This window comes from Salmonella sp. SAL04196 (genome assembly GCF_046550835.1).
In the GTDB taxonomy this organism is placed as follows: Bacteria; Pseudomonadota; Gammaproteobacteria; order Enterobacterales; family Enterobacteriaceae; genus Salmonella; species Salmonella enterica.
Map to the genome: position 1 here is coordinate 262,448 of NZ_JBGDXE010000003.1, position 25,264 is coordinate 287,711.

Annotated in this window: 20 protein-coding genes; 15 read left to right on the plus strand and 5 right to left on the minus strand. The window is 50.4% G+C overall.

Annotated features, from left to right (window positions below):
- The first annotated feature begins 96 nt into the window (after positions 1-96).
- Positions 97-1,815: an aryl-sulfate sulfotransferase gene (locus tag ACLJPE_RS14060; protein ID WP_001036504.1), complete on the plus strand. Its 1,719-nt coding sequence runs from the start codon at positions 97-99 to the stop codon at positions 1,813-1,815.
- Between the two features lie 45 nt (positions 1,816-1,860).
- On the opposite strand, the gene ACLJPE_RS14065 is transcribed toward ACLJPE_RS14060, so the two are convergent.
- Positions 1,861-3,432, minus strand: a complete 1,572-nt coding sequence (locus ACLJPE_RS14065; RefSeq protein ID WP_000262866.1) for a bifunctional metallophosphatase/5'-nucleotidase — start codon at positions 3,430-3,432, stop codon at positions 1,861-1,863.
- Positions 3,433-3,530: 98 nt separating this feature from the next.
- Positions 3,531-4,292: an outer membrane protein OmpK gene (locus ACLJPE_RS14070; protein ID WP_000791534.1), complete on the minus strand. Its 762-nt coding sequence runs from the start codon at positions 4,290-4,292 to the stop codon at positions 3,531-3,533.
- A 594-nt stretch (positions 4,293-4,886) separates the two neighbouring features.
- Between ACLJPE_RS14070 and ACLJPE_RS14075 the strand changes: the two genes are divergently transcribed.
- The 6 genes from ACLJPE_RS14075 to nhaR all read left to right on the plus strand — a co-directional run bounded on the left by ACLJPE_RS14075 (position 4,887) and on the right by nhaR (position 13,073).
- Positions 4,887-6,380, plus strand: a complete 1,494-nt coding sequence (locus ACLJPE_RS14075) for a sulfatase (RefSeq protein WP_000831886.1) — start codon at positions 4,887-4,889, stop codon at positions 6,378-6,380.
- Positions 6,381-6,478: 98 nt separating this feature from the next.
- The gene (locus ACLJPE_RS14080; RefSeq protein WP_001601528.1) at positions 6,479-7,669 is read left to right on the plus strand and encodes an anaerobic sulfatase maturase; all 1,191 of its coding nucleotides are present in this window, start codon (positions 6,479-6,481) and stop codon (positions 7,667-7,669) included.
- Positions 7,670-7,687: 18 nt separating this feature from the next.
- The gene (locus ACLJPE_RS14085; protein WP_001601530.1) at positions 7,688-8,941 is read left to right on the plus strand and encodes a hypothetical protein; all 1,254 of its coding nucleotides are present in this window, start codon (positions 7,688-7,690) and stop codon (positions 8,939-8,941) included.
- A gap of 126 nt (positions 8,942-9,067) precedes the next feature.
- The gene (locus tag ACLJPE_RS14090; protein ID WP_023233078.1) at positions 9,068-10,783 is read left to right on the plus strand and encodes an aryl-sulfate sulfotransferase; all 1,716 of its coding nucleotides are present in this window, start codon (positions 9,068-9,070) and stop codon (positions 10,781-10,783) included.
- Between the two features lie 162 nt (positions 10,784-10,945).
- Positions 10,946-12,112, plus strand: a complete 1,167-nt coding sequence (gene nhaA, locus ACLJPE_RS14095; protein WP_023233077.1) for a Na+/H+ antiporter NhaA — start codon at positions 10,946-10,948, stop codon at positions 12,110-12,112.
- Between the two features lie 61 nt (positions 12,113-12,173).
- The gene (gene nhaR, locus ACLJPE_RS14100; RefSeq protein ID WP_000062872.1) at positions 12,174-13,073 is read left to right on the plus strand and encodes a transcriptional activator NhaR; all 900 of its coding nucleotides are present in this window, start codon (positions 12,174-12,176) and stop codon (positions 13,071-13,073) included.
- A 54-nt stretch (positions 13,074-13,127) separates the two neighbouring features.
- Here the strand turns inward: nhaR and ACLJPE_RS14105 are convergent, their stop codons facing one another.
- The 3 genes from ACLJPE_RS14105 to rpsT all read right to left on the minus strand — a co-directional run bounded on the left by ACLJPE_RS14105 (position 13,128) and on the right by rpsT (position 17,304).
- A complete protein-coding gene (locus tag ACLJPE_RS14105) occupies positions 13,128-15,167 on the minus strand; it encodes a TIM-barrel domain-containing protein (protein ID WP_001116450.1) in 2,040 nt (679 codons plus the stop codon).
- 39 nt (positions 15,168-15,206) lie between these two features.
- Positions 15,207-16,580, minus strand: a complete 1,374-nt coding sequence (locus ACLJPE_RS14110) for an MFS transporter (RefSeq protein WP_023197710.1) — start codon at positions 16,578-16,580, stop codon at positions 15,207-15,209.
- Between the two features lie 460 nt (positions 16,581-17,040).
- Positions 17,041-17,304, minus strand: a complete 264-nt coding sequence (gene rpsT, locus ACLJPE_RS14115) for a 30S ribosomal protein S20 (protein WP_001518655.1) — start codon at positions 17,302-17,304, stop codon at positions 17,041-17,043.
- A 105-nt stretch (positions 17,305-17,409) separates the two neighbouring features.
- Here rpsT and ACLJPE_RS14120 point away from each other — a divergent pair, with 105 nt between their 5' ends.
- The 8 genes from ACLJPE_RS14120 to ACLJPE_RS14155 all read left to right on the plus strand — a co-directional run.
- A complete protein-coding gene (locus tag ACLJPE_RS14120) occupies positions 17,410-17,625 on the plus strand; it encodes a DUF2575 family protein (RefSeq protein WP_001538903.1) in 216 nt (71 codons plus the stop codon).
- Between the two features lie 7 nt (positions 17,626-17,632).
- Positions 17,633-18,571 (plus strand): bifunctional riboflavin kinase/FAD synthetase, encoded by a 939-nt coding sequence (ribF, locus tag ACLJPE_RS14125; RefSeq protein WP_000767311.1) that lies wholly within the window; start codon positions 17,633-17,635, stop codon positions 18,569-18,571.
- A 44-nt stretch (positions 18,572-18,615) separates the two neighbouring features.
- The gene (gene ileS, locus ACLJPE_RS14130; RefSeq protein WP_001563101.1) at positions 18,616-21,450 is read left to right on the plus strand and encodes an isoleucine--tRNA ligase; all 2,835 of its coding nucleotides are present in this window, start codon (positions 18,616-18,618) and stop codon (positions 21,448-21,450) included.
- Positions 21,450-21,950: a signal peptidase II gene (gene lspA / locus ACLJPE_RS14135; protein WP_000042736.1), complete on the plus strand. Its 501-nt coding sequence runs from the start codon at positions 21,450-21,452 to the stop codon at positions 21,948-21,950. The genes ileS and lspA overlap by 1 nt, the downstream gene beginning before the upstream one ends.
- 154 nt (positions 21,951-22,104) lie before the next feature.
- On the plus strand, positions 22,105-22,554 hold the full coding sequence (gene fkpB / locus ACLJPE_RS14140) for an FKBP-type peptidyl-prolyl cis-trans isomerase (protein WP_000047269.1): 450 nt from the start codon (positions 22,105-22,107) through the stop codon (positions 22,552-22,554).
- Between the two features lie 2 nt (positions 22,555-22,556).
- Positions 22,557-23,507, plus strand: a complete 951-nt coding sequence (gene ispH, locus ACLJPE_RS14145; RefSeq protein ID WP_001166422.1) for a 4-hydroxy-3-methylbut-2-enyl diphosphate reductase — start codon at positions 22,557-22,559, stop codon at positions 23,505-23,507.
- Positions 23,508-23,706: 199 nt separating this feature from the next.
- Entirely contained in the window at positions 23,707-24,909 is a 1,203-nt protein-coding gene (locus ACLJPE_RS14150) for an XAC2610-related protein (RefSeq protein ID WP_000516311.1), read from the plus strand.
- Between the two features lie 15 nt (positions 24,910-24,924).
- A partial coding sequence (locus tag ACLJPE_RS14155; protein WP_410966014.1) for a nucleoside hydrolase occupies positions 24,925-25,264 on the plus strand: 340 nt, incomplete at its 3' end.

Genomic DNA, 25,264 nt, shown 5'->3' on the forward strand with positions numbered 1-25,264 from the left:
CCGATTTCTCTTGTTGACGTAGGGTTATTTGCTAAGCAACGGGCTGGCATGTTGTGGCCGCTCGTTGTCTATATCTGAATTAATAAGGAGAAACGTATGAATAAGAAAAGTTCGTCAATGGTTAACTTGCCCGCACCGCGTGAGCCGATTAACCAGAAAATCGATACCAATAACGCATTGGTGTTAAACCATAACGCCATATATGAACAACGATTAGCGGAGATCACGCAATCTAATACCTGTGACAAGGCCATTGTCACCGTAAATCCCTACGGGACCGCCCCGTTGAGTCTCTATCTGGGGATTTGGATTGATGAAGCTGCCGCGCTTGAGATCAATGTTGTTGATAGCGAAGCGACGACAGAGGCAGTGCGTTATCAATATGATGTACATCCGGGCGCTAACCTTATTCCTGTGTGTGGGATGGTATCCGCGGTGAATAATCAGATTACCCTACGCCTTGCCTCGCAAATTGTCGGGCAATATACAGTAATGACAGACGCATTACCGCCCACGGATTCGGCTAACGTGAGCCTCGGTTTCCCTATTATTAGCGTCTCCTGTCCTGCGCAGCAGGCCTCGCTGATGGAGGAAGGGCTTTATTTCTCCACTTATTTTGATCGGTATAATCTGGCTTTTGATCATAACGGGATTGTCCGGTGGTATGTAAGTCAGGAAATCCCTTCTTATAATTTTGTCAGAATGGATAACGGCCATTTCCTGGCGACGTCACAGGGAATAAACCATTGTCTGAATATGTATGAATTTGACATTATGGGACGGGTTTATACGGTTTATCTTCTCGACAATGAGTTCCATCACTCCATTCTTCCCATTGAGAACAATCTGGCGATTGCGCCTTCAGAATATAGCAATGGACGGCCAGATGGTTACTCAACCGGGAAAGATGGCGTTTCTATTATTAACTTATCTACCGGACTTGAAGTCGCCTATTACGATATGCTGTATGTGATGGATTATTCCAGATCGCCGCGTCCTTCCGGAAGCGCGCCAGGTCAGGACGTATCAATGGATGACTGGCTGCATATCAACCAAAGCTATATTAATGAACCCAACAATTTGCTGATCTGTTCCGGTCGACATCAGAGCGCGATTTTTGGCGTAAATGTGGATTCCGGCGAACTGCGCTTTATTATGGCGAACCATGAGGATTGGTCTGACGAATTCAGGCAATACTTATTAACCCCTGTCGATGATGATGGCGTCCCGCTGTATGATCTTACCTCGCCGGGAGGGATTGATGCGGCAGATAAGAATTTCTGGACCTGGGGGCAGCATAACATTGTTGAAATTCCAAATGATGAGCCTGGTATCCTGGAGTTTATGGTCTTTGATAATGGTAACTATCGTTCACGCGAAGATGCGAAAAGTCTGTTGCCTCTCGATAACTTCAGCCGGGTGGTGCAGTTTAAAATAAACCTAAACACGATGACCGTAACGCGTCCGTATGAATATGGTAAAACGGAAGTCGGGAACCGGGGCTATAGCAGTTTTGTGAGCGCTAAGCATTTATTGACTAATGGTCACCTGGTTATTCACTTCGGCGCGACGACGGTTGATGAGTTTGAACATACCATTACCGCGCAACCAGGTTCCAGCGATCTTGTCGATCCGGATGAAGGGCAACAGGCGTTAGGCCGACTGGTATTACAAGAAATCAATAAAGAGACGAAAGAGGTTTTATTCGAAGCGATGGTGACGTCGGGCTATTTCAAGAACGAAGAGACGAATGGCACGAATTATCGTTATGATATTTCTGCATTTCGGGTATACAAAATGCCGCTGTTTGCATAACTAAGTATGTTATGCGGCCGGTTATCGACCGCATAACATTATGGCTTATTTGCTAATATCATCCACGCGCATGGTGTGGTCAGGTTGAATATTGTTAACCTGCTTCATATAGTTAACCAACGCTGGTGCGGTTTGTATCCCTATATATTTGATATTTTTACCTTTAGTGAAGGTAAATCCGCCACCACCTTTACCGATAAAGGAATCCAGCGCGACGGTATAGAGTTTATTGTCTTCTACCGGTTTGCCTTTGATATCAAATTCAACAATACGCTGGCCCAGCGGTTTGGTGCTGTCATATTTAAACTGGACGGTTTTCGATACGTGCAGCATACCGTTTTTCAGATCGGCAGCGTGTGACATGATGGATTTCAGGTCCTTACCGCTGATTTCCATGCTCATGACATCGTTGGTGAACGGATACATACTCAGCACATCACCATAGGTGATATTACCTTTAGGCAATTCGGTACGGATGCCGCCAGCATTATAGAAGGATGCGTCGGCGCCAGGAACGGTAGCCATCAGGGCATCGGTGATTAAGTTGCCGGTTGGCGCGGATTCACCGTAAGAACGGGTTAGCACTTCCGGAGAGTGCGCGACCACCTCATCGGTAATTTTCTTAACCTTGTTATCCCATTCGTCAATTTTGGCCTGCGTGACCGGATCTGGCTTATAAGTATCCGCATACATGGTGATCAACTTACCATTGTAGCTGTCCACTTTTTTGGTTTCCGGGTTCCAGTCAAGCACCAGTTTACCTAATTCGATGGTGTACGCATCCGTGGAAACGACAAGGGTATCGCCCACTTTAATCGGTTCTGGCGTACCTTTATGCGCATGGCCGGTAATCAGGACGTTAAGTCCATAGCCTTCCAGCGATTTCGCCATATCAACGTCGGTTTTCAGCGCGCGTGCGACATCAGCCTCGCCCGCGCTGGACTGCATACCCGGCACGCCTTCGTGGGCCAGCAGCACGGTCAGGTCAACTTTCCCTTTTAACTCTTCCAGCTGTTTTTTCACATAAGGAATCGGATCGCGGCAGTCAACGCCTTCACGCACGCCTGCGGCAATCGCTTCATAGAATGCGGAAACGCCGTGCATACCGATGACGCCGATCTTGAATCCATCTTTTTCCACGATGGTATACGGTTCTTTAATTAATGGCGTATCTGTGCCGCTGTAAAAAACATTATCCAACAATACCGGGAATTGCAATTTGCTGAGTTGTTTAACCAGATTCTCATGGCCATGGTCAAATTCATGGTTACCGACAGAGACGGCGTCGTAAGGCATGGTATTTAAAATATCAATAATAGCCTCGCCTTTGGTCAGCGTACTGATAAAAGGTCCGGTGAAATAGTCGCCAGCATCAAAGAAAAAGACATCTTTCTCTTTCGCTTTTGCATCTTTGACAATTTTCGAGATGGGAGCAAAGCCTCCTACCGGACGTGTCTTGGATACATAGGGGATAATTTCCGGGGTCACATGGGCATGTAAATCGTTTGTATAATAAATTGTGATGTCACGCGCATCGGCTGAAAAGGAAATGGCTGAAGACAAACCAATGCACAGCGACAGTAGGGATATCGAAAACTTTTTGTTCATATAAACCATCCATTTACGCTACATTAAAGAAAAACAATGTCTGTAGTCGTATCATTCACGACTACAAACCGGGGAAATTAAGTAATATTCATCAAGTTTATTAATTATTAAAACTCGAAGCCGATCAGGTAATTCATACGGTCGCCGTAGCCGTCATACCCCAATTTATTATTGAAGTAACGGTAAGAGACGGAGGCGGTCCATCGCGGCATAAATTTCCATGTAAACGTTACCGCGCCGTTCAGGCCGGTCGTCCCACCCTGTTGTTCGGCGTAGGCGTCATTACGATCCATTTCAACTTCGTTCCAGTTTGAAATGACGAACTTTTCATTAAACATATCGAAGTTATAAGCCGCGACCCAACCGAGAACATAACCGTTAAAGCCTGTCGCCTGTCCATACTTTTTAGAGGTATAATCGTTCGATAAGTTATGAACAGCGAAATAGGGCTTAATAAAGCCTGATGGGCTGGTTAAACCCAGATAACCTACCCCGTACATCATGTTTAATTCATCACCGAATTTATTCTCCATCGACATATAGAGTTTCATCATTGCGGTAAAGTTAGAGCCTTCTACCACCCTATAATGTCCCAGAAATTGGGTAACATGGTTACGGCCTTCTACCGGATGGTTGAGCACGTTCATTTCATAAAATGATGCAAATTCGCCCCTGTCAAACACGGCGCCGAAATCGGCTACCGCTTTCCACACTTCGCCGCGATCGACATTGACAAAGCCTTTATTCCAGTCGCCATATCCGAAGCTAAGTTTACCGTATACGCGTTTCAATTCCGCTGCCTGGCCATTAAAGCAAGAGAAAAGAACACATGCGGCGAGTAGACTATTAATATATTTCTTATTTTTCATGCTCAACTCCATGAGGTAAAAACACAGTGAAATGTTGTGTAAAGAAGCGAATTCTAAGGAGTGTCTTTTTATACGTAGGTGATAGATGTCTCAAAAATATCAGCGACATATAATCGTCAAATATTCGTGTCAGATAATGTTGTTTATTACGCAATAACTATTTGATTTATAGTTTATGTCTCTGTTGTAAAAGTCACACCGGATAGCATGAAATTAATGAAACTTCGAATGGGAATAATCTCTCGTAAAGACAACTTACTGCCAGTAAATGAGGGTGTTACCGTTGAAACAGCAACATATATTGACATCACAATAGCGGTTCTGACATATGGGCCATATTTGAGATCTGCATCACTCGTTCGCGATTTCTTTTTTTATAGACTGCTTCAGGCGTGTTTTCTTTAGCACGAAATATATTTATGGTATTAATATTATAATGAGTGTGAATAATTTTCTACGATAAAATGATGTTAATGGAAGAAATATAAGACAAATCGAATATATATAGTGCAATTAATTCAGGCTGTATCCCGCAGCCGGGTCTATCGGCAAATATATCGTAATCAGACCGTGCGATAACTCAAAGGAGTTGAAATGAAAAGAACAGTCGTTGCCAGTATGATAGGGTTGGCGCTATGCGCTGGAAGCGTATTATCAACCGCGCAAGCGGCAACCGCAAAGCGTCCTAACTTAGTCATTATTCTGGCGGATGATTTAGGGTATGGCGATCTCGCCACCTACGGGCACCGCATCGTTAAAACACCTAACATAGACAAATTGGCGCAGGAGGGGGTGAAGTTTACCGACTATTATGCGCCAGCGCCTCTGTGTTCTCCTTCCCGCGCGGGCCTGTTAACCGGCCGTATGCCGTTCCGTACCGGAATCCGTTCCTGGATACCGGAAGGCAAAGATGTTGCGCTGGGGCGTAATGAACTGACTATCGCCAACCTGCTAAAACAGCAGGGCTACGATACGGCGATGATGGGGAAATTACACCTGAATGCGGGCGGCGATCGCACCGATCAGCCGCAGGCGAAAGACATGGGCTTTGACTATACGTTGGTTAATCCGGCGGGATTTGTCACCGATGCTACGCTGGACAACGCCAAGGAGCGCCCGCGCTATGGCGTGGTGCATCCTACGGGGTGGATTCGTAATGGCCAACATATTGGCCGCGCAGATAAGATGAGCGGCGAGTTTGTGAGCTCTGAAGTGGTGAACTGGCTGGATAATAAGAAAGACGATAATCCGTTCTTCTTATATGTCGCCTTTACCGAAGTCCATAGCCCGCTGGCGTCGCCGAAAAAATACCTTGATATGTATTCGCAGTACATGACCGACTACCAGAAGCAGCATCCGGATCTGTTCTACGGCGACTGGGCAGACAAACCGTGGCGCGGCACCGGCGAATATTACGCCAATATCAGCTACATGGATGAGCAGGTCGGTAAAGTGCTGGATAAAATTAAGGCGATGGGCGAGGAAGATAACACCATCGTCATCTTTACCAGCGACAACGGCCCTGTCACGCGTGAAGCGCGTAAGGTATACGAGCTGAACCTGGCCGGGGAAACCGACGGTCTGCGCGGGCGTAAAGACAACCTGTGGGAAGGCGGCATTCGCGTACCGGCAATCATCAAATACGGCAAGCACATTCCACAGGGGATGGTAACGGACACGCCGGTATATGGTCTTGACTGGCTGCCGACGCTGGCCAACATGATGGACTTTAAACTTCCGACCGATCGTACCTACGACGGTCAGTCTTTAGTTCCGCTCCTGAAGGACAAGACTTTAAAACGCCAGAAACCGCTGATCTTCGGTATCGATATGCCGTTCCAGGACGATCCGACGGATGAGTGGGCGATCCGCGACGGCGACTGGAAGATGATCATCGATCGCCAGAATAAACCTAAATATCTCTATAACCTGAAAACCGATCGTTTCGAGACGCTCAATCAAATTGGTAAACAGCCGCAGATTGAGAAACAGCTTTACGGTAAGTTCCTGAAGTATAAAAAGGATATTGATAACGATTCGCTGATGAAAGCCCGTGGCGATAAGCCGACGCCTGTCACCTGGGGCTAATGGAATAATTATAAAAAATTAAGTATGCCACTTAGGGCGATGCCCACCTGATCCGGTCACTCTGTGCCGGATCAGGTTCTTTTATTTCAGGGAAGGTAATGATGTTTGGGAAAAGTTGTCAGGTCATGGTTAAACCAACCGGATCGGTGTGTAACCTTGACTGCAAATACTGTTTTTATCTGGAGAAAGAAAAGCTCTATCCGGATCGAAAAAACCATTACAAAATGTCGGAAGAGACCCTCGACCTCTTCATCAGGCAGCAGATTGCCGCACAGGATATTGATGAGGTCATTTTTGCGTGGCAGGGCGGGGAACCCACATTAATGGGCATCCCGTTTTATCGTAAAGCCGTTGAATTTCAGCAGCGCTATTGTGGCGGCAAAACCATCGTCAATACCTTCCAGACTAACGGCATCCTGATCAACGACGACTGGGCGACCTTCTTCCGGGAGCATGATTTTCTGGTTGGCGTCTCTATTGATGGCGATGCCGCGTTACACGATGAATGGCGAGTGACGCGCTCCGGAAAGCCGACGCATGAAAAAGTAGAAAATGCGGTGCGTTGTCTGGCGCAGCACGACGTGGAATTTAATACCCTCACGGTGGTTAACCGTACCAATATGCACCATCCTGTTCAGGTCTATCGCTACCTGAAAAGCATTGGTAGTCGCTATATGCAATTTATCCCTTTAGTTGAACGCTGTGGGGAAAATGGGCTGGCGCAGCCGCAGGATAAACACATCGCGATGACGCCGTGGTCGGTCGATAGCCTGCAATTTGGTCAGTTTCTGAATGCGGTATTTGATATCTGGATCCGTGAGGATATCGGCGATATCGGCATCCAGCTATTTGAACAGACGCTGGCGGCCTGGTGCGGCCTGCCGCCGCAGGTTTGCGTTTTTGCTCCCACCTGCGGCAGCGCGTTTGCGATGGAAATGAACGGCGATGTTTATAACTGCGATCACTTCGTATATCCGCAATTTAAACTGGGGAATATCCACCAGAAGACGCTGCGTCAAATGAATCAGGGCGAACAAAATCGCCAGTTCGGCAGCGATAAACAGCGTTCAATGGCGCAGGAGTGCCATCGCTGTCAATGGAAGTTCGCCTGCTATGGCGGCTGTCCGAAACATCGTTTTTTACCCTCTGCGTCAGGCGCAACCAATCATAACTATCTGTGTGCAGGTTATCAGGCTTTTTTCTCGCATACCGCGACGGCGATGAGTGCCATGCGAACCCTGTATGAAAAAGGCATCTCACCTGCAGAAATAAAGTCAATATTTGTTTGAAGGTAGTATTCGCAGGGAGTGAATATGTTTTCTCACATTAATGTCGATGCTTGCAAAACGCCCGGCTGCAAAAATCTGGGGATTCTGGAGAGTCCAGACTATCTACCGCAAGGGAAAAATGTTCTCTGTCGAGCGTGCGGTTTTTTGTTCCCCATTATCTCAGCCAGATCGCTTAATCTTTTTCGCCAGGCGGCGAATCAATCCTGGAAAGGTCTGGTGAAGTCCTGTCCGCATTGTGGCGGGACGTCGCTGAAAAAATATGGTTTTTCCACTAAAGGTGAGCGGCGTATGTATTGCCGCCAGTGTAATAAAACGTTCATCTCCTATACCGCTATCAGAAGCGACGCCAGACAAGAGAACCTTGCCACGTTGATTGGCGAAGGAGCGTCGCTAGTTGAAATACGCGCGGCGCTGGCGATAGACAGCACGGGTTTTAGCCGCGAATTACAAAAACTGTCCCGTCGCGCTAATCAAGCGGAACGCGATTTTGTGTTTCCCGCGTTTGACATCGCTATGAGCACGCGGGCGTTTCGCGTGAAATTTAACGGCGGCGACAGCAGCTTATACGTGTTGGTGACGGCGGAAGAAGAGAGCGGTAAGGTCGTCGCGATCTCAACGAATTACTCTGCACAACCGGTGGAAGCGGATTATCAATATCATTCTGATTACGAAGAACGACTCCCGTCCGGCACGCTGGCGCATCTGGTGCAGCGAAAAGAGGCGATGACCATGCGCCGTAATGTATTATTTGATGTGGATTACGGCCCCGCCATTTTATATAAAAACGATCCGGGGATGTTAGTAAAACCCGTATTACCTGCTTATCGACATTTTGAGTTGGTTCAGGCGTTGACGGATGAGCGCTCCCTGAATGTCCAGCATTATCTCGATCACGAATGCTTCATTCTGGGCGGCTGTATGATGGCGAATTTTAGCTATCTTCGTCAGGGTCGCTGCCATATTTCGTTTGTGCGTGAAAGAGGCGTTACGCCGCCCAAACGCGATCTCCCTCCGCGGTTGTTTTTGAGCGGCGGAATTCGCAACAACGTCTGGCGTACATTTTCCACACGGGATTATGCGATGGCGGTATGCAATCTCACAGGAAATAAAAAGGTGAGTTTGTTACGCCATGCGACGTTAAATAGCGCGACGGCGTTTATTCGCTATGTTCACAACCATCCCTTCCTGCCGCATCTTAACCGGATGTCTCCTGGCAATGTTGTTGCCGTACTGGATTACCTAAAATTTGAATATAACGCTTCACGTAACTGAATTGCTAAAATAAAAAGTGTGATGAGGTGTTGTTGCGGTATTTTATTCGGACGGCTTAAAAATCCAGAGTATTAATTTTCGTGGTCCCCATGAGGGGCGATGAGATTAATACACTGGAGATTTATCATGAATACGTTAACTGCAACGTCTGTTGTCCTTCCTGCGCCGCGTCCGGCGATTAATCAGGGTATCGATATCAATAATGAAATGGTGCTTAACCATACTGCTATTTATGAAAATTGCCTTACGCAGGTCACGCAAGAGAATACGGTAGAAAATGCGCTGATGTTGTTAGACCCTTACGGCACGGCGCCTTTAAGCGCTTATGCCGGGGTCTGGAGTCTGGAATCAGCTGAGATCATAGTCACGGTCCAGGATGCGGCAAAAACGGCGATGCCGGTAGAACATCTTTATACCCTTACGCCAGGCGCAAATCTGTTGCCGGTTCTGGGGCTGGTAGCGGATACTGAAAACCGTATTGTCTTTTCTCAGGCAGATACGCCGCTTGCCGTCTATACGCTCATCACACAGCCATTACCGCCGGTAGATTCCGCGGAGGTCGTATTAGGTTTTCCGATTATCAACGTGACGCAACCTGCTACCGATGCGGACAAGATGGCGCCAGGGTTTTATTTTATTACGCATTTCGATCGCTATAATTACGCATTAGATCAGAATGGTCTGGTGCGCTGGTACGTTACTCAGGATTATCCGTCTTATAATTTTGTTCGAATTGATAATGGCCATTTCCTCACCACTTCAGAAGCGAAAAATACCTATCTGGATATGTATGAGTTCGACATGATGGGGCGTCTTCACACATTCTATAATCTCGATAATCAATTTCACCATTCTATCTGGCCGTGGGACAGCAATACCATTGTTGCGCCCTCTGAATATACCTCGGGTCGGCCCGACGATTTGAAAACCAATGAAGACGGCGTATCGGTTGTCGATCTGACTACCGGGCTGGAGACCGCTTACTACGATATGGCGAAGGTGCTGGATACGACGCGGGTTTCCCGTCCTTCAGGTACGGCGCCGGGAGAAGACCCGACGGTTAAAGACTGGCTGCATATAAACCAGAGCTACGTGAATGAGACGAATCAGTTGTTAATTGCGTCCGGGCGTCATCAGAGCGCGGTGTTTGGCGTCGATCTGCAAACGCAAGCGTTACGCTTTATTTTGTCAACGCATGAAGACTGGGACGACGCTTATCAGCCTTATCTTTTAACCCCGGTCGACAGCGAAGGTGTGGCGCTTTACGACTTTAGCAAACAGGAGGATATCGACGCGGCCGACCGTGACTTTTGGACGTGGGGCCAGCATAACGTAGTTGAAATCGCCAATAATACGCCGGATATAGTGGAGTTTATGGTATTTGATAACGGTAATTACCGTTCGCGTGATGACAGCAAAAGCCTGTTACCGCCGGATAACTACAGCCGCATTGTCCATTTCGTGGTGAATATGAATGAGATGACCGTTATGCGGCCATTTGAATACGGCAAGGAGCTGGGCGCGCGTGGCTACAGTAGCTGCGTTAGTGCGAAAGCGATCCAGCAGAATGGCAATATTGTGGTGCATTTTGCCGACTGCACGTTTGATGAAAATGGCCGCGCCATCTCTTGCCAGCCTGGCGAGAGCGATATTATCGATCCGCAGGCGGGCAGCGAGGCGATGGGGCTGCTAATTTTCCAGGAGATTGCGCCTACGGAGAAAACCGTGCTTTTTGAAGCGACTATGACGTCAGGTTACTACAAAAACGCGGAAACGAACGGGGAAGGCTATCGCTACGATATTACCAGTTTCCGGGTGTATAAAATGGATCTGTACGCGTAGCGGTCTATCATCAATGACTGACTGCACTAAAAAAGTCCGGCGTAAGTCGGACTTCATTTCGTAAAAAACGAGCTATTCATCATATATAATCTAATTTTAACGATGAGTCAGGCGAGGTAAGATAGTAGATTCGAAGAATTCACCTGATTGAGAGAATAAAAAGTGAAACATCTGCACCGATTTTTTAGCAGCGATGCCTCTGGGGGCATCATTCTCATCATCGCCGCTGCGCTGGCTATGCTGATGGCCAATATGGGCGCGACCAGTGGATGGTATCATGATTTTCTGGAGACGCCGGTTCAGCTACGGGTTGGGGCGCTTGAAATCAACAAAAACATGCTGCTGTGGATCAACGATGCGCTGATGGCTGTGTTTTTCCTGTTGATTGGTCTGGAAGTTAAGCGCGAACTAATGCAAGGCTCGTTAGCCAGTCTGCGCCAGGCCGCTTTTCCGGTGATTGCCGCCATCGGCGGGATGATTGTACCAGCATTGCTCTATCTGGCCTTTAACTACTCCGATCCGGTCACTCGTGAGGGCTGGGCTATTCCTGCCGCGACGGATATCGCCTTTGCGCTGGGCGTGTTGGCGCTGTTGGGCAGCCGGGTTCCGCTGGCGCTGAAAATTTTCCTGATGGCGCTGGCGATCATCGATGATCTCGGCGCCATCGTTATTATCGCACTGTTTTATACCAGCGATCTTTCTATCGTCTCGCTGGGCGTGGCGGCGTTCGCGATTGCCGTGCTGGCGCTGCTGAACCTGTGCGGCGTCAGACGGACTGGGGTATATATTCTGGTCGGGGCAGTGCTGTGGACGGCGGTACTGAAGTCCGGCGTTCACGCGACGCTGGCAGGCGTCATTGTCGGCTTCTTTATTCCGCTGAAAGAAAAACACGGTCGCTCGCCGGCGAAGCGTCTGGAGCATGTTCTGCACCCGTGGGTCGCGTACCTGATCCTGCCGCTCTTCGCTTTTGCGAATGCCGGCGTTTCTCTTCAGGACGTCACGATTGACGGTCTGACCTCCATGCTGCCGCTGGGAATTATTGCCGGTCTGCTGATTGGTAAGCCGCTGGGGATTAGTCTGTTTTGCTGGCTGGCGCTGCGTTTCAAGCTGGCGCATCTGCCGCAGGGGACCACTTATCAGCAAATCATGGCGGTCGGCATTTTGTGTGGCATTGGTTTTACGATGTCCATCTTTATCGCCAGCCTGGCATTTGGCAATGTCGATCCGGAACTTATTAACTGGGCGAAATTGGGCATTTTGATTGGTTCATTGCTCTCCGCAGTGGTGGGGTATAGCTGGTTGCGCGCGCGTTTGAACGCGCCGGCATAACCAGTACGAAGGAAAGGGGGAGCGATGTATCGCTCCCTTGCGACATTGAACAGGGAGAGGAATGAGCATGTCTCATATTAACTACAACCATCTTTATTACTTCTGGCATGTCTATAAAGAAGGTTCTGTCGTGGGTGCCGCAGAGGCGCTTTTTCTGACGCCGCAAACCATTACTGGTCAAATTAAAGCCCTGGAAGAGCGTTTACAGGGGAAGCTATTTAAACGTAAGGGACGCGGTCTTGAGCCCAGCGAACTGGGCGAGCTGGTTTTTCGCTATGCGGATAAAATGTTTACGCTAAGCCAGGAGATGCTGGATATCGTCAATTACCGCAAAGAATCAAACCTGTTGTTTGATGTCGGCGTCGCCGATGCTTTATCCAAGCGTCTGGTCAGCAGCGTTCTGGATGCGGCGGTGGTGGTGGACGAACCCATACATCTGCGTTGCTTTGAGTCGACGCACGAAATGTTGCTCGAACAGCTCAGCCAGCACAAGCTGGATATGATTATCTCCGACTGCCCGATAGATTCCACGCAGCAGGAGGGGCTATTCTCAGTCAAAATCGGCGAATGCAGCGTCAGTTTCTGGTGTACGAATCCGCTTCCTGAAAAAGCGTTCCCTGCCTGCCTGGAAGAGCGACGGTTGCTGGTGCCGGGACGTCGCTCAATGCTGGGGCGTAAGTTGTTGAACTGGTTTAATTCGCAGGGGTTGCAGGTTGAGATCCTCGGTGAATTTGATGACGCGGCCTTAATGAAGGCGTTTGGCGCGACGCACGATGCGATTTTTGTGGCGCCGAGCCTTTATTCACTGGATTTTTATGCCGATGAGTCGGTAATAGAGATTGGGCGCGTGGAGAATGTCATGGAAGAATATCATGCGATTTTTGCCGAGAGAATGATCCAGCATCCGGCGGTGCAGCGTATTTGCAATGCGGACTACTCGGCATTGTTTAAACTACAGTAGACATACCTACCGTAATACTTCCGGCTGCGGAACTAGCCCGCAGCCGGAATCATTCTACAAGTTCAGCAGGCTACGGTACTGCCCACCTTCGCGGATAAACACCGGAATTCTGTTCAGTGGCGTAGCGTAATGCAGCGTCTGCCCTCCTGAATAGCTTTCACCGGTCGCAAGATCCGTCCATGTTTCCCCTTCTGGTAGCCAGACATCACGCTCGCGCATACCTTCATGCATGACGGGGGCGATCAGCAGGTCAGGACCAAAACAATACTGGTCGGTGATTGCCCAACTTGTTTCCTGTTCGGGGAATTCAAAGAACAGGGGGCGCATCACTGGCGAATTGTGCTTATGGGTTTCCTCCATCAGCGCTTTGATATAGGGCTTGAGTTTTTCTCGCAACGCCAGGCAACCTGTCAGTACGTCGCATACTTCCTCACCGTAGCTCCAGACCTCGTTCGGCGCACCTGTAGGGCACTGGGCGATACCATCCCGGTACGGTTGTGCAGGTAAAATCTGCGGATCGCGGTTGCCGTGCAGACGCATCACCGGGCTAAAGACGCCCCACTGAAACCAGCGAATCAGCAATTCATGGAATTTCGGGTCGTGAATATTACCGCCATGGAAACCGCCGATATCCGTCGTCCACCACGGTATCCCCGCGATTCCCATATTGAGTCCGGCGGCAAACTGGTTGCGCAGCGATCTAAACGAGGAGTGAATATCACCTGACCAGACCAGTGCGCCGTACTTCTGACTGCCGGCCCAGGCGCAGCGTAGCAGGTTGATAACCTGGTCTTCGCCATCGGCTTTCATGCCGTCAAAAAAGGTTTTAGCGTACATACGTGGGTAGATATTGCCCACTTCCAGTACCGGCCCGGCATGGTAGCGATAGTTGTCGTAGTCGTAAACGCTGAACTCAGGTTCGGCTTCATCTAACCAGAATAACTTCACGCCTTTATCGTAATAGTTGCGTTTGGCTTTGCCCCAGACGTAGTCGCGCGCGCCCGGATGAGTCGCATCAAAGTAAGTGGTATTGCCGAGGAAATCCATATTGATCGGCAAGCCACGTTCCGTTTGTACCAGCCAGCCGTTTTCGCGCATCTCCCGATAGCTTTCGGTACGGTTATCTACCGTCGGCCAGACGGAGACCATCAGCTCAATTCCCAGCGATTTCAGCTCGGCAATCATGGCATCAGGATCGGGCCAGTCGCGCGCATCGAACATCCAGTCACCCTGATTCGGCCAGTGAAAGAAGTCGATAACGATCACTGAGATAGGCAGATTGCGACGCTTATATTCGCGGGCGACCTCCAGCAGCTCTTCCTGCGTGCGATAACGGAGTTTGCACTGCCAGAAGCCCATGGCGTAGTCCGGCATCATCGGCGGTGTGCCGGTAGCCAGCGCGTAAGCCCGGCTAATTTCTGCCGGGGTATCGCCAGCCGTGATCCAGTAGTCCAGCTGTTCGCTGACCTGCGCTTCCCATTCGGTAACGTTTTGGGCAAAGGTTACGCGTCCGACTGCCGGATTGTTCCATAAAAATCCGTAGCCCAGACTGGAGAGCATAAACGGTACTGAGGCCTGGGAGTTACGTTGCGCCAGCTCAAGCACGCATCCTTTGAGATCCAGGTTGGCCTGTTGATACTGCCCCATACCATAAATTTTTTCCCCTTCGGTGGCTTCGAAGCGGGCTTTCAGTGAATATTTCCCACCCTGAATCGGGCGGAACTCGCGTCCCTCAAGGTTGAGTGCGCTGACGTACTGGCCGTGAGATGATTCATCCTCGCCAATTTCGCCCCGCAGGCGCCAGAACTCCTGCAACAGGGGTTTGTGTGGATGGCGGTAAAAGGTAACTTGTCCTTTTTGATTGACGATAGCGATAATTTTGCCGTTGGTCAGCGTTGCCTGGTGGTGCTCATAATCAATGTGGCACTGACTTTCTGCGACTGGCTCAGTCAATGCCCAGTCTTCATTTCTCATTACCGGCAGATGACGGCCGCTGCGTACGCGCAGGCTGTTCTCGCCCCAGGGTTCAATCCATAAATAGCGATCGTTTTGCTGCCAGACCAGACGACGCGGGTCTTGTTGCATAAATGGCATGGTGGTGCCTCCCATATTCGAGGGTGAAGGTAAAGAACGTTATGAGTTGATGGTTTCCAGATCGTGGCGAATCTTCTCTTCCATCGCTTCGTATTTGCGAAAGAAAAGTAGTGGGATCGCTGCGAGCGCGAAGAGTAGGGCGGGTGCCCAGATAAAGGCCCAGATAATTCCCTCCAGACCCGCAGCACTCTGGACATGGTTGGGGACATAGCCAAAACTGTTCATGATCCAGGCGGCGAAAGCGGTGCCGAGGCCACTACCCATCTTGATGCAGAAGGTGCTGCCGAAGGCGATAAGAATGCCGGTAGCCTTAATACCGGTCTTCCAGGCACCGAAATCGACGGCGAACCCCAGCATGGCAAACGGCATTGAGCAGGCGATACCGCTGCCGATATTGCCGAGTATCCAGGCGGCGATGAGGAAAGTAATGTTGTCCGCTGCCAGCCACATCATGACGCCGCCAAACGTGGCGACCAGCAGACCGCCTACCCATATCCAGGTTTTAGCCAGGTATTTGCTAAAGAAGGGGATAGCGATGATAAACAGGATCTGAATCGTCGCCAGGCTGTTAATCAGCGGTACCAGATCTTTACGGTCGAGGTTGTAGGTCAGATAATAGACAATGGTCGTGTTGCGCTGCTGTAGGGCAATCCAGAAGATCAGATTAGCCAGCACCATCAGGATCCACGGCCAGTTACCTTTCATCGCCGCGAAACTTTTTTTCATCGGCAACTTAGGTTCATGCTGTATTTTATCCGTATCCATTTCACGAATGTTTTTAAACGCAAAGAGCGTTAGCGCGCAGGATATAATGGCAAATGTAATTGCCGTATAAATAAAACCAGCGTGATCATCACCGTTACCTAAAAAAGCGACTAACGGCAAGGCGGTCGCGTTCATTAATAAAACCCCAATTTGCCCACCGGTCATTCGCCAGGAATTTAAAACCAGTCTTTCCTTGGGAGATAAGGTCATCAGGGGTAATATTGCACTGAGTGGTGTATTAAGTCCGGTAAATAGAATGCTGGCAATCATATAAGATATTGCTGCATAGATGGCTTTTCCTGTCATACTGATATCAGGAGACCAAAATGACAGCGCGCTGAATACCGCAAAAGGCAGCGGTAACCATAAAAACCAGGGACGACATTTACCGTAGCGTGAACGCGTTTTATCGATGATGATCCCCCATATGGGGGCGTCTATGCCATCGATAATACGCGCCAGCAGCAGGATAACGCCTGCTACGGCAAGGCTAATGCCCGCAACGTCTGTGTAGAAATATAAAATGTACGTTGAACCGAAGCAGTACAGCAGATTACCCGCCACATCCAAAGAGCCATAGCTAATACGCTGTAGTAAAGACAATGATGCTGACCCGGAAGGCTGGGTATCCTCAATGACAGAACTCATAATGATAACTCCGATATTGGTACGATACGCCCAGAAAAACAACCTCTACTTTCTAAGCAAGTTTTGAATATTATTTTTATGTCGTTTTTGAATTTAACCTCAGATTAAAATGAGTAAGTAAGGTGTACATGAAAAGTAGTTAACCCGACGGCATCAATCAATTATCAAATCTTACATCAGGATTGCGTTTATTAGTTTTTGAATGAGCGATGTTTCTATTTGCTAAGGTGGTCACAGTTTTTTTAATAATGAAATAAAAAAAGGAAAACAGTGAAAGAAAATAACTTTCAAGTATTACGTGACGTGGCTAAGGGAGGAGTAGCTGAAAAAAGAGGCTGGTTAGTAAGAGCGTTAACGAGTGAGATCGGCGCCAGCGGTTGACGAGAAAAACGGCAGATAGCAGGCATAAAAAAACCCGCTTTACGCGGGTTTTTTTACAAAGCTGATAACAAGCAGGCGATTAAGCCAGTTTGTTGATCTGTGCAGTCAGGTTAGCTTTATGACGTGCAGCTTTGTTTTTGTGGATCAGACCTTTAGCAGCCTGACGGTCCACGATCGGTTGCATTTCGTTAAATGCTTTCAGTGCAGCAGCTTTGTCGCCAGCTTCGATAGCTGCGTATACTTTCTTGATGAAAGTACGCATCATAGAGCGACGGCTTGCGTTGTGCTTACGAGCCTTTTCAGACTGAACGGCGCGCTTCTTAGCTGATTTGATATTAGCCAAGGTCCAACTCCCAAATGTGTTCTATATGGACAATTCAAAGGCCGAGGAATATGCCCTTTTAGCCTTCTTTTGTCAATGGATTTGTGCAAATAAGCGCCGTTTAAATTGCAGCACTCGTTGCGTAGTGATGGCGCAGGATTCTACCAGCTTGCGTGCTGTGAATACAGCCTTTCCATGAGAAAAATTGCATTAAGCGGCGGGTTTTGGGGCGGAGTTTGCCGCATGGCGATGAAAAGCATCTTCTTTATGTTTCCTCAGGGCAATAGTCGGTTAACCTTGACCGCTGTACAAGGTATACTCTTGCGATTTTCACTGTTTTGAGTCAGACATGAAGCTGATACGCGGCATACATAATCTCAGTCAGGCCCCGCATGGGTGTGTGCTGACCATTGGTAATTTCGACGGCGTACATCGAGGGCATCGCGCTCTACTGCAGGGTTTGCAGGAAGAAGGACGCAGACGCGGTCTGCCGGTGGTGGTCATGATTTTCGAACCGCAGCCGCTGGAGCTGTTCGCGACGGATAAAGCGCCCGCTCGCCTGACGCGCCTGCGTGAAAAACTGCATTACCTTGCGCAGTGCGGCGTGGACTATGTGCTGTGCGTGAAATTCGATCGCCGCTTTGCCGCTTTGACGGCGCAAACGTTTATCAGCGAACTGCTGGTGGAGCGACTTGGCGTGCAATTTCTTGCCGTCGGCGATGATTTCCGCTTTGGTGCTAGCCGCGCGGGCGATTTCTTGTTATTACAGAAGGCGGGGGCGGAGTATGGTTTTGCGGTTTCCAGCACCCAAACCTTTTGTGAAGGCGGCGTGCGTATCAGTAGTACCGCAGTGAGACAGGCGCTGGCGGAAGATAACCTGGCGCTTGCCGAAAGCCTGCTGGGACATCCCTTTACTATTTCCGGGCGTGTCGTTCATGGCGACGAGCTGGGACGTACCATTGGCTTCCCGACGGCGAACTTACCGCTGCGCCGTCAGGTCTCCCCGGTAAAAGGGGTCTATGCGGTGGAAGTCACCGGGCTTGGCGATAAGCCGTTACCCGGCGTAGCGAACATTGGCACTCGTCCAACGGTGGCTGGCGTGCGTCAACAACTGGAAGTGCACCTGCTGGACGTTGTAATGGACCTCTACGGTCGCCATATAGATGTAATACTGCGTAAAAAGATACGTAATGAGCAGCGATTTGCGTCGCTTGATGAGCTAAAAGCGCAAATCGCACGCGATGAGTTAACGGCCCGCAAGTTTTTTGGGCTAGCCGGGCAGGTGTAATCCTGACGGTGTTTATCAAACCGAAATACGGAACCGAGAATCTGATGAGTGACTATAAATCGACCCTGAATTTGCCGGAAACAGGGTTCCCGATGCGCGGCGACCTCGCCAAGCGTGAACCGGGAATGCTGGCGCGTTGGACCGATGATGATCTGTACGGCATCATTCGTGCGGCCAAAAAAGGCAAAAAAACCTTCATTCTGCATGATGGCCCTCCATATGCGAATGGCAGCATTCATATTGGTCACTCAGTTAACAAGATTCTGAAAGACATTATCGTGAAGTCCAAAGGACTGTCGGGATTTGACTCGCCTTACGTGCCGGGCTGGGACTGTCACGGTCTGCCTATCGAGCTGAAAGTCGAGCAGGAGTTCGGTAAGCCGGGCGAGAAATTCACTGCCGCTGAATTCCGCGCCAAGTGCCGCGAATATGCCGCTACGCAGGTTGACGGCCAGCGTAAAGACTTCATTCGTCTGGGCGTGTTGGGCGACTGGTCGCATCCGTACCTGACCATGGACTTCAAAACCGAAGCTAACATCATCCGCGCGCTGGGCAGAATTATCAAAAACGGTCATCTGCACAAAGGCGCTAAGCCGGTGCACTGGTGCGTTGACTGCCGTTCCGCGCTGGCGGAAGCGGAAGTTGAATATTACGACAAAACGTCGCCGTCTATCGACGTGGCGTTCCGCGCCGTCGATCAGGATGCGGTGAAAGCGAAGTTTGGTTTGCCGGGCGTGAGCGGCCCGATCTCGTTGGTCATCTGGACCACCACGCCGTGGACTCTGCCGGCTAACCGCGCCATCTCCCTGGCGCCGGACTTTGATTATGCGCTGGTGCAGATTGACGGACAGGCGGTGATTCTGGCGAAAGATCTGGTTGAAAGCGTCATGCAGCGTATTGGCGCGGCTGAATACACCATTCTCGGTACCGTAAAAGGCGCGGAGCTGGAACTGCTGCGCTTTACCCATCCGTTTATGGGCTTTGACGTGCCGGCGATCCTCGGCGATCACGTCACCCTGGACGCAGGTACCGGCGCGGTACATACCGCCCCTGGTCACGGCCCGGATGACTACGTGATCGGTCAAAAGTATGGCCTGGAAACGGCTAACCCGGTTGGGCCGGACGGCGCTTACCTGCCAGGCACATATCCAACGCTTGACGGTGTTAACGTCTTCAAAGCGAACGATATCGTTATTGAACTGCTGAAAGAAAAAGGCGCGCTACTGCATGTCGAAAAAATGCAGCACAGCTATCCGTGCTGTTGGCGTCACAAAACGCCGATCATTTTCCGCGCGACCCCGCAGTGGTTCGTCAGCATGGATAAAGAAGGGCTTCGTCAACAGTCCCTGAAAGAGATCAAAGGCGTTCAGTGGATCCCGGACTGGGGTCAGGCGCGTATTGAATCAATGGTCGCTAACCGTCCTGACTGGTGTATCTCACGTCAGCGTACCTGGGGCGTACCGATGTCGCTGTTCGTGCATAAAGAAACGCAGGAGCTGCTGCCGATTGAGCGTACTCTGGCGGCGATGGAAGAGGTGGCGAAACGCGTCGAAGTTGACGGTATCCAGGCATGGTGGGATCTCGACCCGAAAGAGATCCTCGGCGAAGATGCTGATCAATACGAGAAAGTTCCGGATACGTTGGACGTTTGGTTTGATTCCGGTTCCACCAGTTACTCCGTGGTTGACGCACGTCCGGAATTCGCCGGTCACGCTGCCGATATGTATCTGGAAGGCTCTGACCAGCATCGCGGCTGGTTTATGTCCTCCCTGATGATTAGCGTGGCGATGAAAGGCAAAGCGCCATACCGCCAGGTACTGACTCACGGCTTCACCGTCGATGGTCAGGGGCGCAAAATGTCCAAGTCCATCGGTAACACCGTATCGCCGCAGGATGTGATGAATAAACTGGGCGCGGATATCCTGCGTCTGTGGGTGGCGTCTACTGACTATACCGGCGAAATGGCGGTCTCTGACGAGATCCTCAAACGCGCCGCCGACAGCTATCGTCGTATCCGTAATACCGCGCGCTTCCTGCTGGCGAACCTCAATGGCTTCAATCCGGCCACCGATATGGTCAAACCGGAAGAGATGGTGGTGCTGGACAGGTGGGCGGTGGGCTGCGCGAAAACGGCGCAGCAAGAGATTCTGAAGGCATACGAAGCTTACGACTTCCATGAAGTGGTACAGCGCCTGATGCGCTTCTGCTCCGTTGAAATGGGCTCGTTCTACCTCGACATCATCAAAGACCGCCAGTACACCGCGAAGGCTGATAGCGTCGCGCGTCGTAGCTGCCAGACTGCGCTGTATCATATCGCAGAAGCTCTGGTTCGCTGGATGGCGCCGATCATGTCCTTCACGGCTGATGAAATCTGGGGCTACCTGCCGGGCGAGCGTGAAAAATATGTCTTCACCGGCGAATGGTACGACGGGTTGTTTGGCCTGGAAGAGAATGAAGAATTTAATGACGCATTCTGGGACGATGTCCGCTATATCAAGGACCAGGTCAACAAAGAGCTGGAAAATCAGAAAGCCAATGGCATCAAATCGAACCTGGAAGCAAAAGTGACGCTGAAATATGCTGACGATGCTAACGGTACGATCAAGAAGCTGAAACTGTTGGGTGAAGAGGTCAGATTTATCTTCATTACTTCCCAGTTCGTGATTTCTGAGCAAGCGGGGGGTATTGATGATGAAAATATTCAGTACAATGCTGGTAATACGACAGTTCAGGCAGTGGTAACGCGTGCCGAGGGTGATAAGTGTCCGCGCTGCTGGCACTACACTACTGATGTCGGCAAGGTGGCGGAACATGCAGATATCTGCGGACGCTGTGTCAGCAACATCGCCGGTAATGGCGAACAACGTAAATTTGCCTGATGAGTAAACCACTCTGTTCAACAGGACTACGCTGGCTATGGCTGGTAGTAGTCGTGCTGATTATCGATTTGGGCAGCAAATACCTGATCCTCCAGAATTTCGCTCTGGGGGATACGGTAGGGCTGTTCCCGTCGCTTAATCTGCATTATGCGCGTAACTACGGCGCGGCTTTTAGCTTCCTGGCGGATAGCGGCGGCTGGCAGCGCTGGTTCTTTGCCGGGATTGCGATAGGGATCTGCGTAATTCTTTTGGTGATGATGTATCGCTCGAAAGCGACGCAGAAGCTGAATAACATCGCTTATGCGTTAATCATCGGCGGCGCGCTGGGGAATTTGTTCGATCGTCTGTGGCACGGCTTTGTTGTCGATATGATCGATTTTTACGTCGGCGACTGGCATTTCGCGACGTTCAACCTTGCCGATAGCGCGATCTGTATCGGCGCGGCGCTGATTGTACTGGAAGGCTTTTTGCCGAAGCCGACAGCGAAAGAACAGGCATAAGCGTAAATACCGGGTGGCGCTTATCCGGTTTTGTAGGCCTGATAAGCGCAGCGCCATCAGGCAAACGTGGTGCCGGATGGCGGTGAAAACGCCTTATCCGGCCTACGGTTTTATCGTTCTTTGTGCCTCCGGGCAAAACACGTGAGCAATTTGCATGTCTAAATCCGTACAGAGCAACAGCGCGATCCTCGTTCACTTCACCCTGAAACTGGATGATGGCTCAACGGCGGAATCTACCCGCAATAACGGCAAGCCAGCCCTGTTCCGTCTTGGCGATACCTCGCTTTCCGAAGGTCTGGAGCAGCAGCTTCTGGGGTTGAAAGAAGGGGAAAAGAAAGCGTTTTCGCTGGAGCCTGACGCCGCGTTTGGCGTCCCCAGTCCGGACTTGATCCAGTATTTCTCGCGCCGTGAGTTTATGGCGGCGGGCGAACCGGAAGTCGGGGCGATTATGCTTTTTACCGCAATGGATGGCAGCGAAATGCCTGGCGTGATTCGCGAAATCAACGGCGACTCGATTACCGTTGATTTTAACCATCCGCTGGCCGGGCATACCGTTCACTTTGATATTGAAGTGCTGGAAATCGATCCGGCGCTGGAGGCATAAACATGCAGATCCTGTTGGCCAACCCACGCGGTTTTTGCGCCGGGGTAGACCGCGCTATCAGCATTGTTGAAAATGCGCTCGCCATTTACGGCGCGCCAATTTACGTTCGGCACGAAGTCGTGCATAACCGCTATGTAGTGGACAGCCTGCGCAAGCGCGGGGCGATCTTTATAGAACAAATTAGCGAAGTGCCGGATGGCGCCATTCTGATCTTCTCCGCTCATGGGGTTTCCCAGGCGGTGCGTAACGAGGCGAAAAGCCGCGATCTTACCGTTTTTGACGCCACCTGCCCGCTGGTGACGAAAGTCCATATGGAAGTGGCGCGCGCCAGCCGTCGCGGTGAAGAGTCTATTCTCATCGGCCACGCCGGGCACCCGGAAGTGGAAGGCACCATGGGCCAGTACAGCAACCCGGAAGGGGGGATGTACCTGGTTGAGTCGCCAGAGGACGTCTGGACGCTGAATGTCAAAAATGAAGGCAAGCTCTCCTTCATGACGCAAACCACGCTTTCCGTGGACGATACGTCCGATGTGATTGATGCGTTGCGTAAACGCTTTCCGAAAATCGTCGGCCCGCGCAAAGACGATATTTGCTATGCCACTACTAATCGTCAGGAAGCGGTGCGGGCGCTGGCGGAGCAGGCTGACGTGGTGCTGGTGGTCGGCTCGAAAAACTCTTCTAACTCTAACCGGCTGGCGGAACTGGCCCAACGGATGGGAAGAACCGCGTTTCTTATCGACGATGCGGCGGATATCCAGGAGGCGTGGGTGAAAGAAGCCGCCTGCGTTGGCGTCACCGCTGGCGCTTCCGCGCCGGATATTCTGGTGCAGAATGTTATTGCGCGTCTGCGCGAGTTTGGCGGCGGCGAAGCTGTCACGCTTGAGGGGCGCGAAGAAAATATTGTTTTCGAAGTGCCGAAAGAGCTGCGTGTGGATGTTCGTGAGGTCGAATAAGATTTCATAATTCAGAAATCTGCCTGATGACGTTACGTTGACCAGATCTTAAGAATTTCTTTTGATATTCAATGGGCGACAGGAAGAATAAGGCGTAGTCGTCATCCGTTGCTAATGCCCCACCTTTTTGCTATTCATCTGAAAAACCAGCACAATCGTTGCTGGTTTTTGGGGTGTAATGCCTACAGGGATAAGGGAAATGGGCAAAATAAAATATGGATTGGCAACGTTACTCGCCATCGGCTTTTGGATGGACGCGACAAGCGCCACGGTGCTGGAGCTACCCGCCTGGGAGCGAAACTATACCGGAACTATCGCGGGGAAACCGGTAAACGTTAATATCACGCGATTTGGTAACACGCTTTATGGGTATTACTGCTATGAACCTTGCAATCAGCACAAGGCAGCGATTGCTCTACGCGGCTCACTCCAGGATAAAGAGGTGCATCTTGAAGAACGCGTAAAGGCGCTTTCGGGTTACTGGAATGCGGAAATCTCCAGCAGTGAGATTAAAGGCGAATGGACTTCCGCAGATAAAAAACGACATTTTCCTGTTGCCCTTATCTACCTCAAACCTAAAAACTCCCCTGATATTGTGCTGGTCACGAACACGAATGATGCAGGGGGTTACGACCCTTCCAAAGAGATTGATTGCGGCAATACGCCGGCCATTTCGGCGATAAAATTATACCGTGATGGTAAACTCATACAGACCTTAGATACCGCCTCGGTGGGCACTTGTAGCCCGTTTATGCCTCAATGGGGGGATGTCAATTTTGATGGCTACCCGGATCTGTCGATTGTAACAGAGCTACTTGCAGGGCCGAATGCTCCAGAACAAACATGGCTCTATGACCCCGCCAAACAGCGTTATGTTGATGCGCCAGCGTCTTATCAGGAAATCACTTCACCAGAGATCGATGCTGAACATAAACAGATTGTTAGCTATTGGCGCGGTGGTTGCTGCAGTCATGGCGTCAATGTGTATCGCTGGAAAGGAAAAACGATTGAACTGATCGATCGCGGTGAAAGCTATTTTCAGCCTGTGATCAGTAAAGGCAAAATGTATAACTGCTACATGATACCTTCCTACGCTGATGGGCGTATTATTTATCCGCTAGTACGTAAAAATGGTCATTTGACGCCGCCTTTTAGCCTTGATGAGACGTGTCAACCTTTTTGGCTAACCGGTAATGTTCGTACCGTGATTCAGGCAGAAAAACCCGGCGCTGAGCCCGAATCGCTTGAGATTCAGTGGCAGGAAAACAAAGCATCGCCAGGGCGTTTTTGCCCATTAGTTCCGTTTGTCGAAGGTAATAAGCTAAGTCCGCGTCTGGTGACGGATGACGATGTGCCTGATACCTGTATCAGTCGCGCTGAGTACGAAGATATAAAACAATAGGTCAGGAGAGCGTTAATGGCAGCATCCCTACACATTATTCTTGATACCGATCCAGGCATTGATGACGCCGCCGCGATTGCCGCTGCGCTGTTTGCCCCCGAGCTGGATCTGCAACTGATGACCACCGTTGCCGGCAACGTTTCGGTCGAAAAAACCACCCGTAACGGCTTACAGCTCCTGCATTTCTGGGACGCCGATGTGCCACTTGCCCAGGGGGCCGCGACGCCGCTGCTGCGTCCGTTACGCGATGCGGCATACGTCCACGGCGAATCCGGCATGGAAGGCTATGATTTTGTCGACCATCAGCGCCAACCGTTGGCGAAGCCAGCGTTTATCGCTATCCGGGATGTGCTGA